Raw genomic sequence first — 15,511 nt, 5'->3', positions numbered from 1 at the left:
GGCGCACGCGAGCGCCCCAGTCATAGGGTCAGGCGGTTTCGAGGATCCCGGCCAGCCAAGGCAACGCCAGATCCTCGGGCAGGTCGTCCCCGGCGGCGTCATGGACGATCCGTTCGCCCAGGGTGGTGGCCCCGCGCGCAACCAGCAGATCCGCCAGCTTCATCGAGCCGAAACCATAGGTCGCCTCATACTCGCTGTCGCCCAGCCCGAAGATGGCGAAGCGGACGCCCGACAGGTCGGGGCTCTCGGCATTCAGCTTTTCCACGAAGGGCTTGGCGGAGGCGGGGAAATCACCGTCGTCGTAGGAGGAACAGACGATTACGTTCAGCTCCGCCGCCTTCAGCGCCTCGGGCGCGGTCTCGGCCAGGTCGGCGACGGAGGTCTCGTGCGCGTCCTCCAGCTCGGTGGCGATATCTTCGGCCAGCATCTCGGCGTTGCCGGTTTCGGTTCCGTAGTAGATGGCGATCTTCATGGGGTCATGGGTCCTGAAACTGGGGTCCCGGGGAGGGACCTGAAATCACGCGTCCTGGGGAAGGGCGGGACGCAGAAGGTCTTCGCGGCGCGCGAACTTGCGGCGGCAGCGGTCATCGGGGGCAGCGGCCAGTTCCTGCGCATCGATCTGCTGCCAGTGATCGAAATCGACGATGCCCTCGCGACCGGCGAAGAGCGTACGACCCGGGCGGGCAGGATCGGGGGTGATCTCCTCCAGGATCCGCGCGGCCAGGGCCTGGCCCTCTTCGCGACACTGCGGGATGGCGCCCGTGGGGCCACCCCGGAACCAGCCGGCGGCGTAGAGACGCGAAGCCGTGCCGTCTTCTGCCTCGGCCAGCAGCCCGGCGCGATCCAGCCGCCCGTCGCAGGTGAACCCGATGGCCGAAATGACGGAGCTGGCGTCGATCCGCTCCTCGCCCTCAGGGGTCTCGACCGTCAGGCGCAGCCCGCGCTCGATGGCCTCCAGCGCCAGGGGCCGGGTCTCGAAGCGGAATTCGATCGGCAGCGGGCCGGAGGAGGCCGCGGCGGCCAGGTTCAGCGCGTCTTCGGCCTCGGGCGCCGGGTGGCGCACCTGGATATCGGCGCGCGACAGCTCTCCCAGCTCCTTCACCATCACCGGCGAGAAGCGGGCGGCGGCAGCGGGCGAACGGCCGATCACCGTGATCCGCTCGATCCCCTGGGCGGCCAGCCAGTCGCTGGGTCCGGCGCCGAGGTCGCTGCCGTGCAGCTCCGCCGGGGTCTTGGCCAGCAGGCGCAGCACGTCGATGGCCACGTTGCCGGTGCCGATGACCAACGGCGTGGCGCCCAGATGCGGCAGGTCGGTGGCGTCGGGATGTTCGTATAGCGCGCGGGTCAGAGCGCCCGCGCCGATGACGCCCGGCAGATCCTCGCCCGGGATGCCCAGCGGACGGTCCGCCGACAGGCCCGTGGCCAGGACGACCGCGTCATAGGCCGCGCGCAGCTCGTCGAGGGAGATGTCCTCCCCCACCCGCAGATTGCCGAAGAACTGCGCCTTCTGCCGGGTGAAGAGGCGCGCGAACTGCCGCGCCACGCCCTTGGTCCCCTGATGGTCGGCGGCCACGCCATAGCGCACCAGCCCGTAGGGCACGGGCAGGGCATCTATCACGTCCACCTCCAGATCGGGGGCGCGTTTCAGAAGGGCTTGGGCGGTGTAGCAGCCCGAAGGCCCGCCACCGACAATTGCGATCTTGGCGCTCATGCGATCCTCGTTACATCCTTGCCGCCCCGCCTGCCCGGCACTGATGCCTTTTTGATCGGCATGGGGCGATTTCAGGGGCGTTTCACTGGCAGACAGTCGCCGTGCTGCGTTGGCTCGATCATTGGCATTGACCGGGTCCGAAATCAATGAGAAGTTTGAATAAAGCCCAAGTGGTCGATTATCGCCCAGATTAGATGCCCGAAGAGGCGGCAGATGCCAGCCCGGGCGCCCCAGAGGATAGTAGAGACATGAGCCAAGCGACCCAACCCGAGACCGTGCCGTCGACCTGGGTAAAGATCGCCAGCACAGATGCCCTGGCCGGCCCGCGCCCGGTGGCCCCGGTGACGGCCTTCGGCCAGAAACTGGTGCTGTTCCGCGACGAGGAGGGCGAGCTGGGCCTGATCGGCCGCTACTGCCCGCACCGTGGCGCTGACCTCTGCTTTGGCCGGCACGAAAACAACGGTATCCGCTGTCCCTTCCACGGTTGGCATTTCGACCGCTCAGGTCAGTGCACCGAACAGCCCGCAGAACCGGTGGATTCCACCATGTACAAGGCGATCAAGCTGCCCAGCTTCACCGTGGTCGAACGGAACGGAGAGATCTTCGCCTGGTCCGGCGAGGGCACGCCCCCCGTCCTCGACGCCTGAGCCCCCTTCCCTGTCGCGCCGCGCGCCCCACATCTTCCCCAAGCGTTCCCGCAAAGGAGCCCCCGCATGATTACCCAGAAGCTGAACGACCAGATCACCCGCATCGGCCCGAACACCCCCGCCGGCGCCGTGCATCGCCAGTACTGGCAACCCGCCGCCCTGACGGATGAGCTGGCCGGCGCCAACGATCCCATGCTGCCCGTGAACCTGCTGGGCGAGCGCCTGGTGATGATGAGGGACGAGGCCGGTGACCTGATCCTGGCCACCCGCGAGGCCAGCGCCGACGAGGCCCCCACCCATCACCCCGCGCGCGAGGACATCCGCCTGGTCGAGGGTGGCCCCGTTTACCCGGTTGTCGAGAAGAACGGCATCTGCTTCGCCTTCATGGGCGAGGGTGAACCGCCGGCCTTCCCCAACTTCGACTGTTTCCGCGCGCCCGAAAGCCACGTCTTCGCCTTCAAGGGCCTGTGGGAATGCAACTGGCTGCAGGCGCTGGAAATCGGTATCGACCCCAGCCATGCCTCCTTCCTGCACCGCTTCCTGCAGGACGAGGACCCCAGCGACGGCTACGGCAAGCAGTTCCGCGACAAGGCCGCCAACACCGACATGCCGATCACCCAGGTGCTGCGTGAATATCCCCGTCCGGACATCGAGGTGGACGAGACGCCCTTCGGACTGAAGATCACCTCGCTGCGGCACATGAAGGGCGGCCTGACCCATGTGCGGGTGACCAACCAGATCTTCCCCTCGGCCATCTGCATCCCGATGTCGCGCGAGATGATCATCACCCAGTGGCACGTGCCCGTCGATGACGAGAACTGCTACTGGTACACGATGTTCACCAGCTTCGACAAACCGGTGAACAAGGAGCTGATGCGCGAGCAGCGCCTGAAGGAACACAGCCTGCCCGACTATGCGCCGCTGAAGAACGCCTCCAACAACTACCACTACGATCCGGAAGAGCAGAAATCGCTGACCTACACGGGCATGGGCATGGACATCAACGTGCATGACCAGTGGGCGGTGGAAAGCATGGGCGCGATCCAGGACCGCACCCGCGAACACCTGGGCCGGGGCGATGCGGCGATCATCCGTTACCGCCTGCTGTTGCGCAAGGCGATCAAGGCCGTGCAGACGGGCAAGCTGGACCGGCTGCCGATGCAGGACATGCAGACCACGCCCGAGATCATGGGCCCGCTGTCCAACGATGCCATCGCCGACAGCGACGACTGGCTGGGCGCCAGCATGGCCACCGACATGGAGCGCCGCCAGGCCGCGCCCTGGGACGCGACGGTATGATCCTGCCCGAAAACGGGGATCATGCGCAGCCGTTCCATGACATCCTGGACGGCTATTTCACCCTGAAGGAGTCGGTGCGCCAGATGATGGCGCGCCATGACCTCAGCTGGGCCTGGATGCTGCTGTGCCACGCCCCCGTGATGGAAATCGACGGCCTGGCCCCGGATGCGCCGGTGCCGCTGCACCTGCGCGACGGCTACGCCGGGCTGATCGACACCATGGTCCTGACGGTGACCTGCCCCGAGGGCGAGACCGCAGATGTCTCCCTGCTGGGCACGGGGGAGTGGCGTTGGTTGGATGCGCGCGCAGACACCGCCCTGCCCGCCGACATCCGCCTGGGCGAGCCCGCCTATTTCACCGGCTTCGGCCTGTCGTCGCGTCCCATTGCCCGCCCCCTCGCCGCAGCGGAGGTGCTGGCAGACCTGCCACGCCTGATGGGCGACGCCGCCGGGTTCCGCCCCTTCAGCGCCTGACCCGGACAGCGCCTGCCCCGGACCGATCGAAACACGAAAAGGCGGAGCCATGGCCCCGCCTTTTTCACGTTTCCTGCGCCGGGATCACTCCGCGAGGGATTTCTTGTAGCAGGCTGGGTTCATGTCGCGGATGTCGGTGCTGATCGCGCCGATCTGCGGGCAGAGATCCCGCAGCGCCGCGGTCATCGCCTGGGCCACCGCCAGCTTCGCCTCATCGGTGCGGCCCGTCAGCATGGAGATCGTGACATGGAGGAAGGACGACCGCCCGTCCCCCATCAGGATCGCCTCCGCCGGGACCAGCCGCACCTTGATGTCGGCGCGGTTCATCACGCCGCTGCCCGCCGCCGTGTCCAGCGCGGTTTGCAGGACGGCGGTGCGGTCCAGCGGGTCTTCGGTGAAATACTCGATGACGACGTGGGGCATGGTCAGAAGATCCCGAAATACTCGGTGTGCTCCCATTCGGTCACGACCGAGAGGTAGCGTTTCCACTCGGCCCGTTTCAGCACCGACATATATTCCACGAACTCCGGCCCCAGGGCACGGCGGTACAGGTCGCCCGCCTCGAAGGCCTCGATCGCGGCGATCAGGCTAGGCGGCAGGGCGGTGGCGTCGTTGTCATAGGGGCTTTCGACCGGCTCGGGCGCGGTGAGACCCTGGTCGAGACCCGACAGGCCCGACAGGATCTGCGAGGCGAAGTAGAAGTAAGGGTTGGCCGCCGGTTCCGCCACGCGGTTTTCCACCCGGCTGGCCCCGTCGCCCGGCGCCATCAGCGCGCGCACCATGGCGCCGCGGTTGTCGTAGCCCCATTCGATCCGGTCGGGGGCCAGCTGATAGGGCTGATACCGCTTGTAGCCGTTCACCGTGGGCGTGGTCAGCAGGCAGCTTTCCTCGGCATGGGTCAGCAGCCCCGCGATCCAGCCGCTGGCCTCGGGCGTCAGGGCGCCCTCCGTCTCGGGGATCAGCACGTTGCGCCCCTCGCCGTCCACCAGCGACTGATGCAGGTGCCAGCCGCTGGAGGCGCCGTTCTCCTTCTTCGGGCGGCACATGAAGGTGGCGTGCAGCCCTTCGCGGGCGCAGACCTCCTTCACCATGGTGCGGAACATGATCATGTTGTCCGCATGCTCCAGCGCGCTGGCCGGATCGAAGGTGAACTCGAACTGGCTCGGCCCCATCTCCACCTCGGTCGAGCGGACGGGCAGGCCCAGGGCCTGGGCGTGGCGGCGCAGCAGGTCCATGATCGGCTCCAGCCGGTCGTAGTTGGCATCCGCCAGGAACTGATACCCCTGATCCAGCAGCGCCGTCTCCGGCGGCTGGCCAGGCATGCCGGCCTGATGATGGCCGAGGTTCGCGGCCTCGCGGGTGTAGACGTGAAACTCCACCTCCAGCCCCACGGTCAGCGACAGGCCGCGTTCGGCCAGCGCCCCCACGGCACGGCGCAGCACGGGACGCGGCGCGAAGGGCAGCGCCTCGCCGGTGCGGGTGTAGGGATCGCAGAACAGCCAGGCGGAATGCGGCGCCCAGGGCAGGATGCGGAAGGTGGCCGGATCGGGCACCAGAAGCATGTCGCCCGCCCCTGCCATGGTCTTCATCACCCCCTCGGCCGCCCCTTCCCAGACCGGGAAGACGGTACGGTTCGAGGTATCCTTCAGCAGCAGGGTCCCCGGCAGGTTCAGCCCGGCGCGGAAGATAGAGCCGAGGCTGGCCGCCGTCACCGTCTTGCCGCGCAGCAGCCCGTGCTGATCAGCGAAGACGACGCGCACCGTCTCCAGCTCGCTGCCCTCGACACGGGCCAGCAACTCGGCCGCCGCCGTCACGGCCTCCGCGTCCAGCAGGCCCTCGCGGGCCAGGCGGCCCGCCGCGATCCGGTCATGATGAGATGAAGATGTCATGCGTAAGCCTTCCTGCCTGACATGCGGACCCGCCGGGGCGACGGGCCGGGGAATTGGGGGCGGCGCGCGCGGAGGGGACAGCGCGCGCCGCCGGGGTTCACAGCCGCCCGGTCAGCAGCAGAGAGATCGCCGGGAAGGCCAGGAGGATGCCCAGCCGGATCACGTCGGTCACCACGAAGGGGACGACCCCGGTCATGATCGTGGTCAGTTTGGTGTCGCGCGAGGCGCTCTTGACCATGAAGAGGTTCATGCCCACGGGTGGCGTGATCATCCCCAGCTCCACCGTCACCACGGCGATGACGCCGAACCAGATCGGGTCGAACCCGTTGGCCAGGATGACGGGGAAGAAGATCGGCACGGTCAGCAGGATCATCGCCAGGCTTTCCATGAAGCAGCCCAGGATCACGTAGAAGATCAGGATCACGAGCAGCACCTGCCAGGGGCCGAAGCCACTGCCATCGAGGAAACGCACCAGTTCGTTCGACAGCTGCGAGGTGGACAGGACGAAGCCGAAGACCTCGGCGCCGATCAGGATCAGGAAGATCGAGCCGCAGGTAACGATGGTCTCGACGAAGGCCGCCACCAGTTCGGCGCGCGGCACCCGGCGCCACAGGGCGAAGATCAGCGACAGCGCGGCGCCGACGCCGCCGGCCTCGGTGGGGGTGAAGAAGTTGCCGTAAAGCCCGCCCATCACCAACCCGAAGAGGACGATGGCCGGCGCGAAGAGGCGCAGCGTCTCGAAGCGGCGGGCGGGGCCCGCGGCCTCGGCCTCCGACGCGATGGCCTGCGCGGCAATTTCCGGGTCCGGGGACCAGATCCGCGACATGATCAGGATGGTGACAATATAGAGGACGAAGGCCAGGATGCCCGGCAGGATGCCCGCCAGGAACATCGTGCCCACCGATTGCTCGGTGATCAGCGCGTAGAGCATCAGCGCGATCGAGGGCGGGATCAGGATGCCCAGCGTCCCCCCTGCGGCCAGCGACCCAGTGGCCAGGCGCGGGTCGTAGCCGTGCGCCTTCATCTCCGGGTAGGCGACGCGGGTCATGGTCGAGGCGGTGGCCAGGGACGAGCCCGACACGGTGGAAAAGACGGCGCTGGCGGTCATGCCCGCCGCCGCCAGCCCGCCGGACCAGCCGCGCGTCAGCAGCAGCGCGCCGCGGAACAGGTCGGCGGCCACGCCCGAGCGCGAGATCAGGTTGCCCATCAGCAGGAACAGCGGGATCAGGGTGAAGGAATAGTTGGTGATAGTCTCGAAGGTCGCGGTCTTCAGCACCGCCAGCGCCGGCGTCATGCCGATGATGGCGGAAAAGCCGACGAAGCCCACGGTGATCATCGCCAGCCCGATGGGCGCGCCGAGGATCAGGATCACGAACATGGCGCCGATGCAGGCGTAGCCGATCATCAGGGGTGTCATCAGGTCATCTCCCCGTGGTCGCCATGGCTGGTCAGCACCTCGCGCAGGGCGACGATGGCCAGGGCCAGGCTTTGCGCCGCGTAGAGGCCGTAGATCAGGAACATCGGCAGGCGCAGGTCCTGGGTGTCCTCGCCGCGGGCATAGGTCGCCAGCATGTCCTCGTAGAAGAGCCAGGTCAGCACCAGCGCGAGGGCCACCATGCCGATGAACCAGAACCGCGCCACCAGCGCCTGGCCGAGGCTGGGCAGGCGGGCGACGAGGAAGTCGACGGCGATCATGCCATGGGCCATCGAGGCGGTCAGACCGGCCAGAGCCACGATGCCCAGCAGGTAGGACACCTGTTCGATGGCGCCGGGGATCATCAGGTTCACCGCCGTGTCGGTGGCGTCGAAGATGATCCGTGCCAACACGTTCACCCCCACCACGCAGACCATGTAGAAAAGGCAGATCGCACCCAAGATCAGGCTGCCTCCCTCCATCACGCGGGCAACCCGCCGGACCGTCGCTATTACCATTGGCTGTTCCGTCGATTTTCGGTCTGAGCGCAGACGGGCCGCCCCGGGGCGGCCCGCCGAATAGTCACGCCGGGGCGGCTCAGTTCAGCTCGGCTTCGCACTCGCTGACGTAGCCCTGCACGGCGGCATAGGTCTCGGTGCCCGGCAGGCCCATGCCGTCCAGCTCGGCGATATAAGCGTCGGAGGCGGACTGGGCGGCCTCGGCCCACTTGGCGCGCTCTTCCTCGGACAGTTCGATCACGGTCGAGGTTTCGCGCAGACCTTCCAGGACCTTGGCGCCGGCCTCGTCGTAGCCACGGCCCGCGGTCACGGCCCACTCCATGCCGGAGTTGGCGTCGATGGCGGCCTTGGCCTCGGGCGACAGGCCCTCGTACTTGGCCTTGTTCATCGTGGCGACGAAGGCCAGGGCGTAGAAGCCGAACTCGGTGTGGTAGCCCGACAGCTCATCCAGGCGGAAGCTTTCAACGCTTTCCCAGGGCAGCATGTAGCCGTCGATGGCGCCGCGCTGCAGCGCCTCGTAGGTGTTGGGGGCGGGCATGCCCACGGGCTCCGCGCCGAGGTTTTCCAGCAGGGTGCCGACAACCTGGGTCGGGCGGCGCAGCTTCAGGCCGCGCATGTCGTCCAGGTTCTCGACCGGCGTGTCGGCGGTGTGCAGGTGCCCCGGATCATGGGTGTGCAGGAAGAGGACGTGGGTCTCGTCGTATTCCGCATCCAGCGCGCCACTGTCGTAGAGCTTCTGGAAGGCGCAGGAGCCGACGGCGCCGGTGTCGAACAGGCCCGGCAGTTCCATGATCTGGCTCAGCGGGAAGCGGCCGGCGGTGTAGCCCTGCACGGTCCAGGCGATGTCGGCGATGCCCATCATGGCGTTGTCGTAGCCCGCGGGCGCCTTGCCCAGCGTCTGGGCCGGGTAGACCTCGACGTCCAGGTCTTCACCGGCGGCCTCTTCGACGGCGGCGGCCCAGTCTTCGAAGATGACCTGGTTCTGCCAGCTGTTGGCGGACATGAAATGCGCGTAGCGCAGGGTTTCCGCCTGGGCGCCGGCGGTCATGGCGAGGGCAAGGGTGCCGGAAACGGCAAGTGTCTTCATCATGGAATTCTGGTCTCCGTGTTGGCTGATCGCTGGCTTTGGGGAGCGCCAGTCTATCGTTCGACTCTATCGTTCATGTTCCGATTGTTCGATAATATACCACATGGTGGATATACCATTGCCCTGTCAAGACAGACAGAGCTTGCGGGGGCCGGTTTCCGTGGGCAATACGGTGGGACGAAGTTTTATGCCCGCCGAATGGGCGCTGAAGGACAGGGTGAGAGAACGTGCAGTCGGATATTCCAACCAAGGACATCTCGCTAACCTTCATGAAGGGCATGACCGTGCTGCGGGCCTTCGACGAGGCACACAGCCAGCTGTCCCTGGCCGATATTGCCCGGCTCACCGGGATCGAACGGGCGGCGGTGCGCCGTCTGGTCCTGACGTTGGTCCATCTGGGCTACGTGCGCAAGGAGGAGAACCGCTATTCCCTGACGCCGCGGGTGCTGGTGCTGGGATCGGGCTTCCTGCGCGGCAACCAGTTCGGCCGGCAGGTGCAGCCGCTGATGGAGCTCTGTGCCCGCGAACTGGGCTACAGCGTCAGCCTGGCGATGCGGGACGGGGCCTCGGCGGTCTACGTGGCGCAGTCGGCACAGCAGAACGCGCGCTTCACCTTCGGTTTCACCGTGGGCAGTCGCCTGCCCCTTCTGCCGACGGCCATCGGGCGGATGCTGCTGGCCTGGGGCGAGGACGCCTGGGCACGGGAGATGATCGCCACCGCCGAGCTGGAGCGTTTCACCTCCGAGACCCTGACCGACCGTGATCGCATCGCCGAGGCGGTGGCCGAGATCCGCACGCGCGGCGCGGCGGTGGTCGAGGGCGAGTTCGAGGCCGGCGCGGTTGGAATCGCCGTGCCCGTAGGCGCCATGGGCGCGGCCGAGGCCGCCCTGGGCTTCTCCGAACCGATGAGCGAGATCCCCGCAGCGGACTACCCCCGCCTGACCGAGATCCTGCACCGCCACGCAGGCGAGATCGCCAAGGCCCTGCGCTAGGGCCCCCCTGCCCTGTCAGGCCTCGCGCTGCGCGCCCTGCGGTCCCGCGCGGCGGGCCATGTCCAGGAACATCTCCGCCGCTGGCGACAGGTCGTGCCGGGCCCGCACGTAATAAAGGAACCGCCGCAGGCTGGCCGGACCTTCCAGTGGCAGGAAACGCACCCCGAAGACCCCAGCGAAAAGACCCGCATAGGCCGGGGCCACGGTGACGTAGGTGCCCCGCCCGATCATCGCCATGGCGCTCATCAAGCCCAGGACCCGCATGTCCTGCGGGCGCGGCGTATCCGGCGCGCCCAGAAGGGTGCGGTTGATCATGCCGCTGAATTCATCGGAATAGTTGATCCACAGCATGCGCCGCAGATCGCGGGCCGAGGGCGCCCGGTCCGCCGGCAGCTCCGCGCCCGCCGGCACCACCAGTTGCATCGGCACATGCCACAGCACGTCGCCCTCCACGCCGCCGCCCAGGGGCCGTTCGGGGCCGATGCCGATCTCCACATCGCCCTGTTCGACCAGTTCGGTCACCCCGTCGCCGGCGGCCTCGTAGACGCTGACCTCCACATCCGGGAAGGCTTCGCGAAAGGCGCCCAGAACCTCGGGCAGCCAGCAGCAGCCCAGCACCTGCGGGATCGCCAGCCGCAGGTGCCCGCGCTGCAGCGAGCGCAGGTCCGCCGCCGCATCCGCGATGTTGCCCACGTCCGACAGCACCCGTGACGCCGTGGGCCGGATGCTGGCACCGAACTCGGTCAGCTCCGCCCCGCGCCCCGACCGGGTGAACAGCGGGATCTTCAGGTCCGCCTCCAGCTGACGCACCAGCATGCTGACCGCTGATTGCGTCAGGTTCAGCTGTTCGGCAGCGGCGGTGAAGCTTTCGGCCTCAGCCACGGCGAGGAAGGCGCGAAGCTGGCGAAGGGACAGCGACATAAGGTTTCCTGATGGATTGGCAAATTCATTTTGTTTGTATTGTGACATCTCACATTCAACAATCCCCTGAAACGGACGACCAAGGGCTGCCAACCAGATGCGCATCGGAATTATAGGAACGGGAATCGTGGGGGTTTCGACCGCCGGCTGGCTGCAGCGGGACGGGCACGAGGTGGTCTTCGTCGACCCGCGCGAGGCGGGTGAGGCCTGTTCCTTCGGCAATGCGGGCTCGATTTCTCCCACCGCCGTTCTGCCCGTGGCGATGCCCGGAATGTGGAAGAAAGTGCCCAAATGGCTGCTGGATCCCGACGGGCCGCTGGTCATCCGCACCCAGTACCTGCCGACGGTCCTGCCCTGGCTGATGCGCTTCCTGCGCCATTCGTCGGAGGCCGAAGTGACCCGGATCGCAGGCGCCATGCGCGGGCTGCTGGCGCCGGTCTTCGACGCCTACACCCCGCTGCTGCAACGGGCCGGGGCCATGTCCATGGTGCGCCGCAACGGCTGTCTCTACGTCTATTCCTCCCGCGAAATGGCTAAAAAATGGGCATGGGGTGCCAACCTGCGCCGCGGCCTGGGCATCGAAATGCAGGAGCTGGAGGGCGATGCCCTGTTCGAGCTGGAGCCCGACCTGCGCGGCAGCTTCGGCTTCGGCCAGTACGCGCCCGAGAATGGCTCCACCCCCGATCCGTCGGCGCTGGTGAAGGCGATCTACGCCCAGGCGATCAAGGATGGCGCAGAGCATGTGCGGCATGAAGCCTGGGGGTTCGACATGAAGGACAGCCAGGTCGAGGCGATCCGCCTCGCCACCGGAGAGGCGCTGCCCGTGGACGGGGTCGTCGTGGCCGCCGGCGCCTGGTCCGCCCGTCTGGCCCGCCAGCTGGGCACGCGGGTGCCGCTGGAAAGCCAACGCGGCTACCACGTCACGGTCGAGAACCCGGGCGTCACGCTGAACCGCAACGTGATGGCGGTGGAACAGAACATCATGGTGAACCCCATGGCCATGGGCCTGCGCCTGGCGGGGACGGTCGAACTGGCCGGGCTGACCCCGCCGCCCAATTACGACCGCGCCCGGTCCCTGCTGAAGGTCGGCGGCACCATGTTCCCTAAGATGCGCACCGAAAAGTACACCGAGTGGATGGGCCATCGTCCCTGCATGCCCGACAGCATGCCTGTCATCGGCGCCCCGGCCCGGGTCGAGAACGCCTGGCTGGGCTTCGGCCACGGGCATGTGGGCATGTGCGGCGGCGCCACCACGGGCCGCGAGCTGGCCAACCTGATCTCGGGCCGCGCGCCGGAGATCGACCTGACCCCCTTCCGCCCCGACCGGTTCCGAACCTTGCTGGGCGGCTGACCCGCCGCCCCCGCGGCACGACAAACGAAGAAATCAACAACCAGAACAGGTCCGAAAAACGGGCCATTTCCCCAACAGAGTAGAGGATAAAGACAATGCTCAAGCGTACTTTCCTGACCACGGGCGCCGCCGCGGCGGCCCTGATGACCGCCCTCGCCGGCCCGCTGGCCGCCCAGACCTATCCCGAAGGCCCGATCACCATCGTCGTGCCCTTCCCGCCCGGCGGCTCCACCGACCTGCTGGCGCGCCAGCTGGGGGAAAGCATCTCCGCCCAGCTCGACCAGCCGGTGGTGGTGGAAAACCGGGGCGGTGCCGGCGGCACCGTTGGCGCCAACTACGTCGCCCAGTCCGATCCCGACGGCTACACCCTTCTGATGGGCGTCACCGGGTCCAACGCGATCTCCGCCGCGCTGCGCGACGACCTGCCCTACTCTCCGACCGAGAACTTCGACCCGGTCAGCATCGTCATCTCCTCGCCTCTGGCGCTGGTGGTCAACTCCGACAGCGATTTCGAAAGCGTCCAGGACGTGCTCGACTTCGCCGAGGAAAACCCCGACACGTTCACCCACGGCACCCCGGGCGTCGGCACCTCGATGCACATGGCCGGCGAGCTCTTCGCGCTGGAATCCGGCACCAGCCTGGTCCACGTCCCCTACAAGGGCAGCGCCGCCGCCCTGCAGGACCTGCTGGGCGGGCGCATCGACGCCATGTTCGGCGATATCCTGGTGACGTCGGAGTACATCGCCAACGGCCGACTGACCGCCCTGGGCGTCACCGGCACCCAGGAGCACTTCCTGCTGGAAGGCGTGCCGACCATCGCCGAGGCCGGCCTGCCCGACTACGCCGCCTTCTCCTGGCAGGGTCTGTTCGCCCCCGCCGGCACACCGACCGAAGCGCTGGACACGCTGTACGGTGCCGTCTCCACCGCGCTGGAGAGCGACGAGATGCAGGCCATGTTCCGCGAGCGCGGCTTCCTGGTCGAGGGCATGCCGCCGGCGGAGTCCAAGGCCTTCATCGCCTCCGAGGTCGAGAAATGGACCGAGGTCGTCGATGCCGCTGGCCTGAAGCAGTAAGCGACGCCTATCCTGGCTGAAACCCGATCGCCGGCGGCCCGTCCCGCCGGCGATCCGCGTCCCACCGACAGCTTCGGAGCCATCTCGTGGCCAGTTCCCCCGCATTCTCCTTCCGTCCCGGCCCCTACCTCCCGGGGGTCGTGGTGATCCTGACCGGCGCCGCCGTCGCCGCAGGGGCCCTCAACTATCCACTGGGGTCGGTCCTGCGGCCCGGCCCCGGGTTCTTCCCGCTGGGCCTTTCGGTGCTGCTGATGCTGATGGGCCTGGGCGTGCTGATCGAGGCGCGCGCCACGGCCCGCGCCGCCCCCACCGACACCCCCGAGGAGCCGTTCCACTGGGGCGCGCTGATCGGCACCGTGGTCAGTATCCTGGCCTTCGGCCTGAGCGTCGAACGCATCGGGTTCATCCCCGCCACGCTGCTGCTCTTCGCGATCTGTGCCGCCTTCGAGGGCGGACGGGACTGGCGCCGGCTGGCGCTGGCCGCGCTCTTCATTGCCGGGCTGGGCACGGCGGTCTTCCTCTGGGGCCTGGGCCTGCCCCTTTCGGCCTTCGGAGGCGCGTGATGGATATCCTGCAGGGATTTGAAACCGGCCTGGCCACGGCGCTGACCTGGCACGCGCTGATGTATTGCTTCATCGGGGTCACCATCGGCACCTTCGTGGGCGTGCTGCCGGGCATCGGGGCGCTGGCGGCGATCTCACTTGCGCTGCCGCTGACCTATTACCTCGATCCCACTGACGCGCTGATCATGCTGGCGGGCATCTTCTACGGCGCGCAATACGGCGGCTCCACCGCCTCGATCCTGCTGAACCTGCCGGGCACGGCCACGGCGGCGATCACCTGCCTTGACGGCTATCCGCTGGCGCAGCAGGGCAAGGCGCCGCTGGCGATCTTCGTCACCGCGATCAACAGCTTCGTCGGCTCTTCCATTGCCATCGTGCTGGTCATGGGCTTCGCCCCCGCCATCGCCGAATTCGCGCTGGAGTTCGGGGCCGAGGACTACTTCTCCGTCATGTTGCTGGGTCTCGTCGCGGCCTCCACCCTGACCATCGGCTCGCCGATGAAGGCGCTGTCGATGGTGGTCTTCGGCCTGCTCCTGGGCATGGTGGGGACGGATGTGAACACCGGCCAGTTCCGCTTTACCTTCGGGCTGTTTGAACTGGCCGACGGGTTCTCCATCGTGGCCGTCGCCATGGGGCTCTTTGGCGTGGCCGAGATCATCTCGAACATCCGCCAGCCGCAGGGGGTGATACAGAAGGTCGGGCGCATCCGCCTGAAGGACATGATGCCCAAGCGTGGCGAGTGGCGGCAGATCGTGCGACCGACGTTGCGCGGCTCGGCCATCGGCTCCTTCGTGGGGGCCCTGCCGGGCACCGGGCCGGGCATCGCCTCCCTGATGGCCTATGCCACCGAGAAACGCATCTCGAAGACACCCGACCGTTTCGGCAAGGGCGCGCTGGAAGGCATCTCCGCCCCCGAGGCGGCCAACAACGCCTCCGTCCAGTCGGCCTTCATCCCGATGCTGTCGCTGGGCATTCCGGGGGACGCCATCGTCGCCGTCCTGATGGGGGCGATGATTCTGCACGGGATCACCCCGGGGCCGAACCTGATCAATTCCGAACCGCAGATGTTCTGGGGCCTGATCATGAGCTTCTGGGTCGGCAACCTGATGCTGCTGGTGCTGAACATCCCGCTGATCGGGCTGTGGGTGAAGCTGCTGTCGGTGCCCTACAACCTGCTTTACCCGGGAATTCTGGTCTTCATCTGCGTCGGCGTCTTTTCCGCTGACAACAATGTCTTCGACATTTTCGTCGTGCTGGGCTTCGGCGTGCTGGGCTACCTGATGCGGCGCTTCGGTTTCCCGGCCACGCCGGTTCTGCTGGGCTTCATCCTCGGCCCCTTGCTGGAGGAGAACTTCCGCCGCGCCATGCTGCTGTCGCGGGGCGATGCCAGCGTCTTCTTCACCAGCCCGATCAGCGCGGTCTTCATGGGCCTCAGCCTGATCTTCCTCGCCTCGGTCTTCCTGCCCAGCCTGCGCCAGCGCCTGCTGCGCCGCGCGCCGGTGGAGATGAACGAGGACGACGACTGACACCTGCGCTCAGCGCGCGACACGAAAGCGGCGGCCGGGACATCCCG

The 15,511-nt window shown here is 67.5% G+C and carries 16 protein-coding genes; 8 read left to right on the top strand and 8 right to left on the bottom strand.

What is annotated here, in order from left to right:
• Window positions 1-28: 28 nt before the first annotated feature.
• Both LC066_RS13745 and LC066_RS13740 read right to left on the bottom strand, forming a co-directional pair.
• Window positions 29-472: a flavodoxin domain-containing protein gene (locus LC066_RS13745; RefSeq protein WP_224900024.1), complete on the bottom strand. Its 444-nt coding sequence runs from the start codon at window positions 470-472 to the stop codon at window positions 29-31.
• Window positions 473-517: 45 nt separating this feature from the next.
• Window positions 518-1,711, bottom strand: a complete 1,194-nt coding sequence (locus LC066_RS13740) for an FAD-dependent oxidoreductase (RefSeq protein WP_224900022.1) — start codon at window positions 1,709-1,711, stop codon at window positions 518-520.
• A 248-nt stretch (window positions 1,712-1,959) separates the two neighbouring features.
• Between LC066_RS13740 and LC066_RS13735 the strand changes: the two genes are divergently transcribed.
• The 3 genes from LC066_RS13735 (at window position 1,960) to LC066_RS13725 (ending at window position 4,130) form a co-directional block, all read left to right on the top strand.
• Window positions 1,960-2,358, top strand: a complete 399-nt coding sequence (locus tag LC066_RS13735) for a Rieske 2Fe-2S domain-containing protein (RefSeq protein ID WP_224900018.1) — start codon at window positions 1,960-1,962, stop codon at window positions 2,356-2,358.
• Between the two features lie 66 nt (window positions 2,359-2,424).
• Window positions 2,425-3,657, top strand: coding sequence for an aromatic ring-hydroxylating dioxygenase subunit alpha (locus LC066_RS13730; RefSeq protein ID WP_224900015.1), 1,233 nt, complete (start codon window positions 2,425-2,427; stop codon window positions 3,655-3,657).
• Window positions 3,654-4,130, top strand: coding sequence for a hypothetical protein (locus tag LC066_RS13725; RefSeq protein WP_224900013.1), 477 nt, complete (start codon window positions 3,654-3,656; stop codon window positions 4,128-4,130). The genes LC066_RS13730 and LC066_RS13725 overlap by 4 nt, the downstream gene beginning before the upstream one ends.
• A gap of 84 nt (window positions 4,131-4,214) precedes the next feature.
• On the opposite strand, the gene LC066_RS13720 is transcribed toward LC066_RS13725, so the two are convergent.
• The 5 genes from LC066_RS13720 to LC066_RS13700 all read right to left on the bottom strand — a co-directional run bounded on the left by LC066_RS13720 (window position 4,215) and on the right by LC066_RS13700 (window position 9,041).
• Entirely contained in the window at window positions 4,215-4,553 is a 339-nt protein-coding gene (locus LC066_RS13720) for a 5-carboxymethyl-2-hydroxymuconate Delta-isomerase (protein WP_224900010.1), read from the bottom strand.
• A 2-nt stretch (window positions 4,554-4,555) separates the two neighbouring features.
• Window positions 4,556-6,019 (bottom strand): glutamine synthetase family protein, encoded by a 1,464-nt coding sequence (locus tag LC066_RS13715; RefSeq protein WP_224900007.1) that lies wholly within the window; start codon window positions 6,017-6,019, stop codon window positions 4,556-4,558.
• A 97-nt stretch (window positions 6,020-6,116) separates the two neighbouring features.
• Window positions 6,117-7,436 carry a TRAP transporter large permease gene (locus LC066_RS13710; protein ID WP_224900004.1) on the bottom strand — a complete coding sequence of 440 codons (1,320 nt, stop codon included), beginning with the start codon at window positions 7,434-7,436 and terminating at the stop codon, window positions 6,117-6,119.
• A complete protein-coding gene (locus tag LC066_RS13705) occupies window positions 7,436-7,951 on the bottom strand; it encodes a TRAP transporter small permease (RefSeq protein ID WP_085887386.1) in 516 nt (171 codons plus the stop codon). The genes LC066_RS13710 and LC066_RS13705 overlap by 1 nt, the downstream gene beginning before the upstream one ends.
• A 79-nt stretch (window positions 7,952-8,030) precedes the next feature.
• Complete coding sequence (locus LC066_RS13700) at window positions 8,031-9,041, bottom strand: TRAP transporter substrate-binding protein (protein ID WP_224900002.1); 1,011 nt, start codon at window positions 9,039-9,041, stop codon at window positions 8,031-8,033.
• A 224-nt stretch (window positions 9,042-9,265) separates the two neighbouring features.
• Between LC066_RS13700 and LC066_RS13695 the strand changes: the two genes are divergently transcribed.
• Entirely contained in the window at window positions 9,266-10,030 is a 765-nt protein-coding gene (locus LC066_RS13695) for an IclR family transcriptional regulator (protein ID WP_224899999.1), read from the top strand.
• 15 nt (window positions 10,031-10,045) lie between these two features.
• Here the strand turns inward: LC066_RS13695 and LC066_RS13690 are convergent, their stop codons facing one another.
• The gene (locus LC066_RS13690) at window positions 10,046-10,951 is read right to left on the bottom strand and encodes a LysR family transcriptional regulator (protein WP_224899996.1); all 906 of its coding nucleotides are present in this window, start codon (window positions 10,949-10,951) and stop codon (window positions 10,046-10,048) included.
• 97 nt (window positions 10,952-11,048) lie between these two features.
• Between LC066_RS13690 and LC066_RS13685 the strand changes: the two genes are divergently transcribed.
• From LC066_RS13685 to LC066_RS13670, 4 genes are all read left to right on the top strand, one after another.
• On the top strand, window positions 11,049-12,302 hold the full coding sequence (locus tag LC066_RS13685) for an NAD(P)/FAD-dependent oxidoreductase (RefSeq protein WP_224899993.1): 1,254 nt from the start codon (window positions 11,049-11,051) through the stop codon (window positions 12,300-12,302).
• 95 nt (window positions 12,303-12,397) lie between these two features.
• On the top strand, window positions 12,398-13,375 hold the full coding sequence (locus LC066_RS13680; protein WP_222478070.1) for a Bug family tripartite tricarboxylate transporter substrate binding protein: 978 nt from the start codon (window positions 12,398-12,400) through the stop codon (window positions 13,373-13,375).
• Between the two features lie 86 nt (window positions 13,376-13,461).
• Entirely contained in the window at window positions 13,462-13,938 is a 477-nt protein-coding gene (locus LC066_RS13675) for a tripartite tricarboxylate transporter TctB family protein (protein ID WP_222478068.1), read from the top strand.
• Window positions 13,938-15,464, top strand: coding sequence for a tripartite tricarboxylate transporter permease (locus LC066_RS13670; protein WP_224899990.1), 1,527 nt, complete (start codon window positions 13,938-13,940; stop codon window positions 15,462-15,464). Before LC066_RS13675 ends, LC066_RS13670 begins: the two co-directional genes overlap by 1 nt.
• Window positions 15,465-15,511 lie beyond the last annotated feature (47 nt).

It is taken from the genome of Pseudooceanicola marinus (genome assembly GCF_020177265.1).
GTDB lineage: Bacteria > Pseudomonadota > Alphaproteobacteria > Rhodobacterales > Rhodobacteraceae > Pseudooceanicola > Pseudooceanicola marinus_A.
This window is presented reverse-complemented; position numbering and strand designations above follow the sequence as displayed.

What these genes read in the sequence shown, in the direction of transcription:
- LC066_RS13725 (WP_224900013.1), top strand. Translation starts at nt 3,654, where the DNA reads ATGATCCTGCCCGAAAACGGGGATCATGCGCAGCCGTTCCATGACATC.
- LC066_RS13680 (WP_222478070.1), top strand. Translation starts at nt 12,398, where the DNA reads ATGCTCAAGCGTACTTTCCTGACCACGGGCGCCGCCGCGGCGGCCCTG.
- LC066_RS13735 (WP_224900018.1), top strand. Translation starts at nt 1,960, where the DNA reads ATGAGCCAAGCGACCCAACCCGAGACCGTGCCGTCGACCTGGGTAAAG.
- LC066_RS13715 (WP_224900007.1), bottom strand. Translation starts at nt 6,019, where the DNA reads ATGACATCTTCATCTCATCATGACCGGATCGCGGCGGGCCGCCTGGCC.
- LC066_RS13670 (WP_224899990.1), top strand. Translation starts at nt 13,938, where the DNA reads ATGGATATCCTGCAGGGATTTGAAACCGGCCTGGCCACGGCGCTGACC.
- LC066_RS13730 (WP_224900015.1), top strand. Translation starts at nt 2,425, where the DNA reads ATGATTACCCAGAAGCTGAACGACCAGATCACCCGCATCGGCCCGAAC.
- LC066_RS13690 (WP_224899996.1), bottom strand. Translation starts at nt 10,951, where the DNA reads ATGTCGCTGTCCCTTCGCCAGCTTCGCGCCTTCCTCGCCGTGGCTGAG.
- LC066_RS13740 (WP_224900022.1), bottom strand. Translation starts at nt 1,711, where the DNA reads ATGAGCGCCAAGATCGCAATTGTCGGTGGCGGGCCTTCGGGCTGCTAC.
- LC066_RS13705 (WP_085887386.1), bottom strand. Translation starts at nt 7,951, where the DNA reads ATGGTAATAGCGACGGTCCGGCGGGTTGCCCGCGTGATGGAGGGAGGC.
- LC066_RS13710 (WP_224900004.1), bottom strand. Translation starts at nt 7,436, where the DNA reads ATGACACCCCTGATGATCGGCTACGCCTGCATCGGCGCCATGTTCGTG.
- LC066_RS13700 (WP_224900002.1), bottom strand. Translation starts at nt 9,041, where the DNA reads ATGATGAAGACACTTGCCGTTTCCGGCACCCTTGCCCTCGCCATGACC.
- LC066_RS13745 (WP_224900024.1), bottom strand. Translation starts at nt 472, where the DNA reads ATGAAGATCGCCATCTACTACGGAACCGAAACCGGCAACGCCGAGATG.
- LC066_RS13685 (WP_224899993.1), top strand. Translation starts at nt 11,049, where the DNA reads ATGCGCATCGGAATTATAGGAACGGGAATCGTGGGGGTTTCGACCGCC.
- LC066_RS13720 (WP_224900010.1), bottom strand. Translation starts at nt 4,553, where the DNA reads ATGCCCCACGTCGTCATCGAGTATTTCACCGAAGACCCGCTGGACCGC.